We start from the raw sequence: 10,007 nt of genomic DNA on the forward strand, positions 1-10,007 counted from the left end.
CTAAGCCTCCAACGTCTTGCGTACAGCCTGTTCGATGCGTTCTACACTAGGTAGCCATTCTTTTTCTAGTACTGGTGAAAATGGTACGGGTGAGTGTGGTGGAGTGACTAATTCGATTGGTGCTTTAAGATAATGAAAGCCTTTCTGGGCAATAAGCGCAGCCACATCATGTCCGAAACCACAACGTGCTGCTGATTCATCTACAATCACCACACGACCTGTTGAAGCTACTGACTCTAAAATGCCATCTTCGTCTAATGGTGAAATGGTTCTAGGGTCAACCACTTCAACCGAAATGCCTTCTTTTGCGAGCTTATCAGCGACTTCATTGGCACGATGCACCATCAAACTTAAGGCAATAATGGTGATATCTGTGCCTTCACGGGTGTAATTTGCGACACCAAAAGGAATAGTGTAGGACTCATCTGGCACTTCGCCCTTAATGTCGTACAACAACTTGTGTTCACAAAAGACTACTGGGTCGTCATCTCGAATGGCTTGAATCAACAACCCTTTTACATCATAGGCACTTGAAGGCACCACCACTTTTAAACCAGGCACTGAGGCAAACACGTTATATGGCGACTGAGAATGCTGCGCTGCTGCGGAAAAACCTGCACCAATCATGCCACGTACAACGAGTGGCGCTTTGGCTTTGCCGCCAAACATGTAGCGAAATTTAGCTGCTTGGTTATACAGCATGTCATAACACACGCCGTAAAAATCCATAAACATTAAATCTGCCACAGGTCTTAAACCCGTTGCAGCAGCACCTGCCGCCATACCAATAATCGCTGATTCTGTAATTGGAGTATCAATGACTCGTTCAGAACCAAATTCAGTCCATAAGCCTTTGGTTACACCAAGTACACCGCCAAAACCTTCCAGCTTATTATCATCGGTATTTTTACCACCATGTCCACCACGAACATCTTCACCGACCACAATGACACTTGGGTCTCGGCGCATTTCTAATTCAATTGCTTCTTTAATCGCGTTTCGATAACTTTTATTTGGCATTTTTCTACTATTCCTTTAGTAAGAGACGTATACATCGGTAAGTAACTGAGAGGCTTCTGGGTACTTAGCTGCACGTGCCTTTGCAACGGCATCGTCTACATTGGCTTTAGACTGAGCGTCAATCGCATCGAGCTTGGCTTCGTCAATTTTGTCTTTGACTTTTTCGCGGAATATTTTCAATGGATCTTTATGTTCTTTGACATAATCCAGTTCTTCTTTAGAACGGATAAGCCCTGGATCACCTTCAAAATGTCCATAAAATCGGTTGGTTACCGTTTCAATCACACTCGGGCCTTCACCACGGCGGGCACGTTCAATGGCTTTTTGTGCAACCTCATACACAGCAAAAAAGTCTGTTCCATCTACTTTTTCAGCGGGTAAGCCAAAACCTGCTGCTCGGCCTGCAATATTCTTACTCCCTACTGCATAATCGTGCGCTGTACCTTCACCAAATCCATTATTTTCAAAAACAAAAATAACTGGAAGCTTCAGTACCACTGCCATATTGATAGCCTCAAAAGTTAAGCCCTGATTTGAACCACCATCGCCAGTAAATGATAGACCAACACCACCATTCTTTAATGTTTTAGCACTTAAAGCCGCACCAATTGCTAAAGGAGGACCACCGCCAACAATCCCATTTGCACCGAGCATGCCTTTATCCAAATCAGCAATGTGCATTGAGCCGCCTTTACCACGACACAAACCATCATCTTTGCCAAAAATTTCTAACATCATGGCGTGAATGTCACAGCCTTTAGCAATACAATGCCCATGACCACGATGCGTTGAGGTAATGAAGTCCTTATCTGTTAAATTTTCACAAATTCCTACTGCAACAGCTTCCTCACCGCTATATAAATGAATGAAACCTGGGATATCACCTGTATTATTTTCATCGTGAAGTCGATCCTCAAATTCACGAATGTCGCGCATTCTTTTGTATGCTGCTAGCAATTGCTCTTCCGTTAATTGCATATATTTGATCCTTATTAACTACGCATAAAATAAAATTTAGAGAATTAAAAATGAATGATCTAAATTTTAAACCGTATACTTATATAAGAATATTTTTATTAATTTTCATATTAGACTAAAAAAATATTATTAAGTAAAAATCCAAATAAATATTAAAAACAAAAAGTTATAGCATCAATAATATTTGTAAATTTTTAAAATATTTCAAACGCATACAAAAACAAACCTTTAACCAACCTTTGTTTTATATAATCAGTTTTTTTGTACTATTTTAATATTATTAACGCACCTAAAAGATCTTATTTAATATGGGGCTCTATATTAATTATTTTAAACAATGGAGTGTTTTAAATGGATTTAAATAATACAGTATTAACTGGAAAGAAGTTACGGGGCGCTAAAAAAATGGCGCATATTCCTATTAAAGTTATTACAACTGAAACAACGCTGAAAAAACCAGAATGGATTCGGACCAAAATTAGTCAACCTGAGGAAGTTCAAGTCATTAAGGATTTATTACGGCAACAAAAACTGCATACAGTTTGCGAAGAAGCAGCTTGCCCTAACTTGCCCCAATGTTTTGGTAGTGGAACAGCAACATTCATGATTATGGGGGATATTTGTACTCGACGTTGCCCATTTTGCGATGTCGCCCATGGCCGTCCTAATGTCTTAGATATTAACGAGCCACTGCATTTGGCTGAAACAGTGAAGAATCTAAACTTAAAGTATGTTGTGATTACTTCCGTTGACCGAGATGATTTAAAAGATAGCGGTGCACAGCATTTTGCAGATTGCATTCGAGAAATTCGTCAAACCAGTCCAGACACTTTGATTGAAGTTTTAGTTCCTGATTTTCGTGGTCGCGCAGATATTGCACTTAAGATTCTGAGCAAAAACCCACCTGATGTCTTTAATCACAATATTGAAACCGTGCCACGCCTGTATAAAGCCATGCGACCAGGCGCTGACTATCAGCATTCATTGGATTTACTTAAGAAATTTAAACACTACTGCCCTGATATCCCAACGAAATGTGGTTTGATGGTGGGTTTAGGAGAAGTTGAAGCTGAGGTTATTGTGTTATTAAATGATTTGAAAGATTATCAAATTGATTATGTCACAATCGGCCAATACCTACAGCCATCCAAATCACATGCGCCAATTCATCGTTTTGTTACATTGCAAGAGTTTAAACATTATCAAACTCATGGAGAGCACTTAGAGTTTAAGAATATTTGGAGTGCACCATTAGTGCGATCGAGTTATTTTGCTGACCGCCAGTATTATGGTGAGGCTGTACCTGTGCCCTACGTACGTGAATGACATTTTCATCATTTAAATGATCCTATTTATGAACATAACGGTTACTTTTATTAACACTTCAGATAGAAATAGTCATTTCCAGTCCATAACAACACTTTTAAAGTAGCTAAAAGGCTGGTAAAACCAAAAAAGAGGTAATTTAACAAAGCCAAGAAAAAATGATTTAGTACAAGTAAGAATAGATTGAATGAGTATAGATCTGGAAACTGATTTCTGAAGTTTAAAAATATTACAGTCTAATCATAAAGGAATATGATATGAACCTGTTCAATACAGTGCCAGCAAAAAAGCTGCAAACAACACATTTAATTAATCAGCACATTGTCCAGGCTGCACCCGTTTTAGCTTTGCCTCAAGAAGATCAGACTTCCCTATTCCGCCGCTCTATTCAGCATAATTATGCCGATTTATTAAGAATTGCTGATGATTCCGATATGGCAATTGGCCTTACAGATCACCATGGTACTCTCTTATGGACCTGGAGTAGTTCCGCGATGCTTTCTTCTGCCGAAAAGGTACACTTTATTGAAGGTGGCCATTGGTCAACGCAGGCGGTTGGGACCAATGCGATTGGTATGGCATTAAATAGTCAAACATCAAGTTGTGTATATTCTCATGAAAACCAAATGGACAGCGTTCGTGATTGGGTCTGTTATGCAGCACCTATCTGGGATCCGACTTCAGGTCAATTTCATGGCATTATCAATCTTTCCACAAAATATAAAAAACATACCCCTCTAGGCGTTCTTGCTGTGGAGCGCTGTGCAGACTTAATACAGCGAGCAATAAAATTTGAACAGAAAAATTTTTTATATATTAAAGCGCTAGGTTCGCCTTGGGTTCAATTTAATGGGCATACTTTGAACTTGAGTCACCGTCAAATTGAAATACTTTGCATTTTAGCTTTGTATCCGTATGGCATTGGTTTAGAAGAGTTACACTATGCCCTTTATGGTGAGCGTAGTGTCAGCCTAAAAACCCTAAAGGCTGAGCTTTCACAACTTCGTAGCCTATTACCTCATTCAATTGAGGCTCGCATTTATAGGCTTACCTGTGAAGTCCAATGTGATTTTTTACGTGCTGAACAATCATTAAATGCAAATCTTATTTCCAGTACATTCTCGCTATATAAAGGTAGCTTTTTATCTAAATCAGAAAGCCCTTTACTAAGTACTTGGAGACATTGTTTTGATGCCCGTTTAAGCCAGTTGATCTATCAAATAAAGGATATCGATCAATTATTACGAATTATTGGGCAAACACATGATCGTATTGATGCGGTACAGCGTTTATTAGAATTATTACCACAGGACAGCACCTACCGTAATTATTTTTCAAATCTGATTTAAATTTGATTTGTTGCTTCAACTCTAAAGTTTTATTGAATAAGGTTTTATTGTGTAGCAGATAGAAATTGTTCATCTAAAGATCTTTATTGTGTTTGAATTGGCCAGTTTGAAATAATGGCTCACTGAAAGCCCAGCCTGACCACCATCGACAATAACGATATTAAAATGTGATTTTAAGCATGTTGATTTAAATTTGCATAGTAGGTTCATAAACTTGCACAAGTAAAATTGCGGATTTTATTAAGATAACTATTTAATATTAATATTAATTATTTATTAAAAAAAATTATGAACTAGACTTTAGGTGAACATAAGTTAAACACATAACAAATGATAATAAATTCATTGATATAGATAAATGACTGAGAGCTTTAATTGCAAGTTTTCTTAAATTATTAAGCTAGATATAGCTGGCTAACTATTTGATTGAATGAATTAAAAATAATACCTTAACAGAATCAATCCGGTACTAACTTTGTACTGGTTGTTAGTACCTCATTGTAAATTTCCCTTCTCCATTCTTGTCTTTAAATTGACATCAAGTCGTCATAGCTTTGTCATTTTTTAGTGTTGAGATAACCCTATAAATTTAAAAGATTGAATGAGGACGAAATATGGCAGGGTTATCGATCTGGCATGTACTAATTTTTGCGATTGTAGTGATCTTACTTTTTGGTACTTCTAAACTAAAAAATCTAGGAAAAGATGTAGGTGGTGCAATCAAGGACTTTAAGAAATCTGTCCGTGAAGAAGAAGAAGCCGAGACCGCCCAACTTCAACAGCCTCGCAATATTGATGCGGAAGTTAAAGCCAGCGAGAGTTCAATCAAGAATTAAGGTATTGCCATGCTCAATATTGGAATGACTGAGCTGCTGGTCTTTGGGGTAACTGCCTTGCTGGTTCTTGGACCGGATAAGTTACCTGAAGCGGTACGGTTTATAGGTAAATGGTCGGCCAAACTCAAAAGGGTCGCCAGCAATATACAAAATGATCTTGACCGTGAATTGCGACTGTCGGAACTACGTGAGCAAATGCAAAGCGAGCTGAAACGTATTCAGGAATTAGAGACCAAAATGCAGGCACAAATGGCCAATATTAATGTACTGAATCAGCCCATCATTAAAAATTCAGAACAATATGTATTGGACCATGAGCTGACTTATCAATTGATTAATGGGCCAGTTTCTCCTGTCCATCTACCGCCAACCCAGCTCAATAGAGCTATAAAACAAGAAAAAAATTATTCTGATATAAAGGTGGCCGTATGAGTATTTTGCCTTCAACTCAAACCAGTAACAATACACAAAAAATTCAGTTAGAAGAAATGCCAATTACCAGACACTTAGTGATTCTGCGTAAGCATCTTTTTAAAATCGTGGGTGTACTTTTGGGGCTATTCTTATGTTTATTGCCTTTTGCGACCCAAACTTATCAGCTGTTATCGGAACCTTTACGTGCTCAGTTACCGGAAAGTTCCACCATGATTGCAACAGATGTGACTGCGACTTTCATGGCCCCGTTTAAATTGAACTTTTTTATTGCTTTACTCATTGCAATGCCTTTTATCTTGTATCAACTTTGGGTTTTTATTAGGCCGGCATTATATGCAAAAGAAAAAAGTCTGGCTTTACCCCTATTCATCAGCAGTATTGTCCTTTTTTATTCTGGTATTGCTTTTGCCTATTTAATCGCTTTACCTTCTATCCTTCATTTTTTTATCAGCGTATCCCCTGAGACTGTCGCGCCGATGACCGATATCAATAGTTATCTGGCCTTTTGTTTAAAACTGTTTTTAGTGTTTGGATTTACGTTTGAAATTCCTATTATCACGTTATTACTCATTCTGATTGGTATTGTCAGTACACAGACTTTGGTGGAAAAAAGGCGGTTTATTGTGGTGGGTTGCTTTTTTGTTGCCATGTTTGTGACACCACCCGATGCCTTATCCATGATTATGCTCGCTGTGCCAATGTGGTTGTTATTTGAATTAGGTTTGGCGGCAGGCAAATGGATAGAAAAGTGATGTCTAGACATAACTGAATAATAATAAAAAGAACACAAAATAAAAAAAATACTCTCTAAGCAGCTTTAGCTGCTTTTATTTTTAGTATATAAATCAATGTTATATTTAATAAATATGCAGTATTAGCTTCATCTGACTGTCATATTTAAACGCTAATTTATTCCTGACTTTAAAACAATCAAACCTTAGTTGTGGGATTAAAACAATGACAGATTACCTACCTTATGATGAAAATCAGGAATTGGACAATAATACTTCAGACAATCATCACTTTCGGGATATTTTAGAACAATCCATATCGCGTCGTGACTTGATTGCCAAAACTGCAAGTGGGGCTGCAGCATTGGCTCTCGCCTCTTCTTTGACTGGATGTGGGGACAACGATAATGATTCTACTATACCGCCAACCGAGACTGCACCAAACCCGCCTGCTATTGATCCCAATACAAAACCAGAGCAACTCAACTTCACGCCAGTGGCCAAAAACTTAAATGACATCGTTACTGTGCCAGACGGTTATGAAGCCAATGTCCTGTATGCACTTGGAGATTCAATTAACCCTGCCTATCCGGACTGGGATGATAACAATATCCCGAACGGACCAAGCTTTCAGTTTCGTTCCGGTGACTGCCATGATGGAATGAGTTTTTTTGGCTTGAACATCGCTACTGGCCGCTATGACCCGACTGTGTCTGAGCACGGTCTGCTGGTCATGAACCACGAATATATCAATCCAACTTTTTTACATCCTCAAGGTCCAACAAAAGTCGATGGTCGTCGCCCTGAAGATGAAGTCATTCGTGAGACCAATGCGCATGGTGTTTCAATCGTTCATATCAAAAAAGATAATTCCAATCAAAAAGTAGAAATTGTCAAAAATTCAATTTATAACCGCCGTATTACCGCTTCAACTGTCATGAGCATTTCAGGTCCTGCGAGTGGGTCTGCCCTTCTATCTACACGTTTTTCACCGGGTGGAAAATTAACCCGTGGCACGCATAACAACTGTGGCAACGGCTATACCCCATGGGGTACCTATCTCACCACTGAAGAAAACTTTATTGGTTATTTTGTTCGTAGCAAAACTGATGATGCTAATCGCGTGCCGCAAGAAAAGCTTGCTCTGGAACGCTATGGCTTAAAAGCAGGTGCAAGCTCGCGTTATGGTTGGGAATCTGCAGTAGGTACAATTGAACCTCAGGATCTTTATGATCGCTGGAGTGCAGATGTCACTGCCGATGATGCAAGTCAGGATTACCGGAATGGTCCGAATACTTTCGGTTGGATTGTAGAAATTGATCCTGTTGATAGCCGGCAAAATCCGGTTAAACGAACGGCTTTAGGTCGCTTTGCCCATGAGGATTGCCGTGCCAGTCGGGCGCGTGAAGACGATAATCTCGCTTTCTATATGGGTGATGACTCGCGTGGAGAATATATTTATAAGTTTGTCTCTGACTACAAATGGAGCGAAAAAGACCGTAATAGGGGCTATGCAGCCGGAGATAAATACATGGATCATGGCAAGCTTTATGCCGCCAAATTCAATGCAGACGGGAGCGGTCAATGGATTGAGCTGAGTTATGGTAGCAACGGTTTAAATGAGTTGAACAGTGCCTATCCTTTTGGTTCTCAGGCAGATGTCGTGACCTTTGCTCGTCTAGCAGCAGATAGCGTAGGCGCGACTAAAATGGACCGTCCGGAATGGGTTGCGGTCAATCCTGAGAATGGAGAAGTCTATGTTACCCTGACCAATAACTCTAACCGCGGTACCACGCATGCGCTAGATGCTGCGAATCCACGTAACTATAACGATCCGGAAGGTGGCAAAGGTAATGTGAATGGTCATATTATCCGTTTACATGAAGATGCAGATACGACTACAGCTATAACGTTCAAATGGGATATTTATCTGTTTGGTGCTGAAGCCAAAATGGCACAGAACATCAACCTGTCGGGTTTAAATGATAATAATGACCTGTCTTCGCCAGATGGAATGTGGTTTGATCCCCGCGGAGTACTCTGGATTCAGACTGATGATGGTGCTTATACAGATACAACCAATTGTATGATGCTGGCTGCACTTCCTGGTAAGGTTGGAGATGGTACTCGAGCAACCACCTCTTCAGGGCAGGAAACTATTGTTGGTGCTCAAGTCACAGATCAGACTTTACGTCGTTTCCTGACAGGTCCGAAAGACTGTGAGATTACAGGTGTAACCATGACACCGGACTATAAAGCTATTTTCATTAATGTACAGCATCCTGGGGAAGATTCCCCGGCCTACAACAAACCAACCAGTCATTGGCCAGCTTCACAGACTAACTCATCTGCCACTTCTCGACCACGCTCTGCAACGGTGGTCATCACTCGCAAGGATGGTGGTGTTATTGCAGGCTAAATATTTAGCTTCTCTCAAAATGCTGGCTCAATGCCGGCATTTTTGTTTTTAATATTTCTAAATATTTGAGTTTTTTCATTTTAAGAGTTAATGAGTCAAAACAGATATTTAAATATTAAAAAGTATTTTTATATTAAATGAGTGCTCAAAAAATTTATATTTTTATTCAAATTAAATGCTAAATCCAACTTTCTTCTTTTGCAATATTTAGTACATCCTCTTTAAGTCTTTCTAGCTCTTCAAAAACTTTTGAATTAAGTTTTGGGCGAACTTTTTCAAACTTAATTTTTAATAAATTTATACTCCTTAAAAGCATAGAAAAAATAAGTTTCTTTCGTCCTAAGTCGTCTGTGGCCTTAAAGGTCGTAGGATCTATTCTTAAGCGAAAATCCATATTTTGGCGTTTAATAGAATAATAGATACGTTCTTCAAAACTATCTTCACCCATTATAATGATTATACAATCCCAACTATTTAAGGGAATATTATAAAATTTATCATTTAGCCTCAGGTTTAAGGTATCAACAACTGCATTACGTGCTTTACATTCCTGTAGAATTTGCTCTTCAGTTAAAACTGCTTTACTTAGCTCAGAGCCTATCCATAATTTCATCAATACAACCCATTATTATAATAATAAAAAAACCCCGACATCCTGATCTGACCCCCAAAAGTTAGACAGTAAGTTAGGCAATTTCTAAGGACTGATTTCTGTATTCTACAGGGGTCAGTCCTTTCAATTTAACCTTGATTCTTTCATGATTGTAATAGTGAATATATTCTTTCACTTTTTGCTCCAATTCATCAACTGATTTAAATTCTTCTCCATAGAAACATTCAGATTTAAGTATTCCAAAGAAGCTCTCCATAGCAGCATTATCTAAACAATTCCCCTTACGTGACATACTTTGGG

General features: G+C 38.8%; 10 protein-coding genes. 6 read left to right on the top strand and 4 right to left on the bottom strand.

The annotated features are described in order from the left end of the window. Both E0H81_RS12960 and E0H81_RS12965 read right to left on the bottom strand, forming a co-directional pair. The gene (locus E0H81_RS12960) at nucleotides 1-1,020 is read right to left on the bottom strand and encodes an alpha-ketoacid dehydrogenase subunit beta (RefSeq protein ID WP_048881927.1); all 1,020 of its coding nucleotides are present in this window, start codon (nucleotides 1,018-1,020) and stop codon (nucleotides 1-3) included. A 15-nt stretch (nucleotides 1,021-1,035) separates the two neighbouring features. After that, nucleotides 1,036-1,998, bottom strand: coding sequence for a thiamine pyrophosphate-dependent dehydrogenase E1 component subunit alpha (locus tag E0H81_RS12965; RefSeq protein ID WP_131319459.1), 963 nt, complete (start codon nucleotides 1,996-1,998; stop codon nucleotides 1,036-1,038). 351 nt (nucleotides 1,999-2,349) lie between these two features. Here E0H81_RS12965 and lipA point away from each other — a divergent pair, with 351 nt between their 5' ends. The 6 genes from lipA (at nucleotide 2,350) to E0H81_RS12995 (ending at nucleotide 9,094) form a co-directional block, all read left to right on the top strand. After that, a complete protein-coding gene (lipA, locus tag E0H81_RS12970) occupies nucleotides 2,350-3,324 on the top strand; it encodes a lipoyl synthase (RefSeq protein WP_131319461.1) in 975 nt (324 codons plus the stop codon). Nucleotides 3,325-3,581: 257 nt separating this feature from the next. Beyond that, on the top strand, nucleotides 3,582-4,673 hold the full coding sequence (locus E0H81_RS12975; protein ID WP_131319463.1) for a sigma-54-dependent transcriptional regulator family protein: 1,092 nt from the start codon (nucleotides 3,582-3,584) through the stop codon (nucleotides 4,671-4,673). A gap of 614 nt (nucleotides 4,674-5,287) precedes the next feature. Next, nucleotides 5,288-5,509: a Sec-independent protein translocase subunit TatA gene (gene tatA, locus E0H81_RS12980; RefSeq protein WP_131319465.1), complete on the top strand. Its 222-nt coding sequence runs from the start codon at nucleotides 5,288-5,290 to the stop codon at nucleotides 5,507-5,509. Nucleotides 5,510-5,518: 9 nt separating this feature from the next. Then, entirely contained in the window at nucleotides 5,519-5,941 is a 423-nt protein-coding gene (gene tatB / locus E0H81_RS12985) for a Sec-independent protein translocase protein TatB (RefSeq protein WP_131269210.1), read from the top strand. Beyond that, nucleotides 5,938-6,696 (top strand): twin-arginine translocase subunit TatC, encoded by a 759-nt coding sequence (gene tatC, locus E0H81_RS12990; protein ID WP_131269211.1) that lies wholly within the window; start codon nucleotides 5,938-5,940, stop codon nucleotides 6,694-6,696. Before tatB ends, tatC begins: the two co-directional genes overlap by 4 nt. Nucleotides 6,697-6,901: 205 nt before the next feature. Further along, nucleotides 6,902-9,094 (top strand): PhoX family protein, encoded by a 2,193-nt coding sequence (locus tag E0H81_RS12995; RefSeq protein WP_131319467.1) that lies wholly within the window; start codon nucleotides 6,902-6,904, stop codon nucleotides 9,092-9,094. A gap of 178 nt (nucleotides 9,095-9,272) precedes the next feature. Here the strand turns inward: E0H81_RS12995 and E0H81_RS13000 are convergent, their stop codons facing one another. Together E0H81_RS13000 and E0H81_RS13005 are read right to left on the bottom strand one after the other, a co-directional pair. Beyond that, nucleotides 9,273-9,707 (bottom strand): Imm44 family immunity protein, encoded by a 435-nt coding sequence (locus E0H81_RS13000; RefSeq protein WP_131319470.1) that lies wholly within the window; start codon nucleotides 9,705-9,707, stop codon nucleotides 9,273-9,275. Between the two features lie 73 nt (nucleotides 9,708-9,780). Next, a partial coding sequence (locus E0H81_RS13005) for an IS3 family transposase (RefSeq protein ID WP_165492628.1) occupies nucleotides 9,781-10,007 on the bottom strand: 227 nt, incomplete at its 5' end.

This window comes from Acinetobacter terrestris, from assembly GCF_004331155.1.
GTDB lineage: Bacteria > Pseudomonadota > Gammaproteobacteria > Pseudomonadales > Moraxellaceae > Acinetobacter > Acinetobacter terrestris.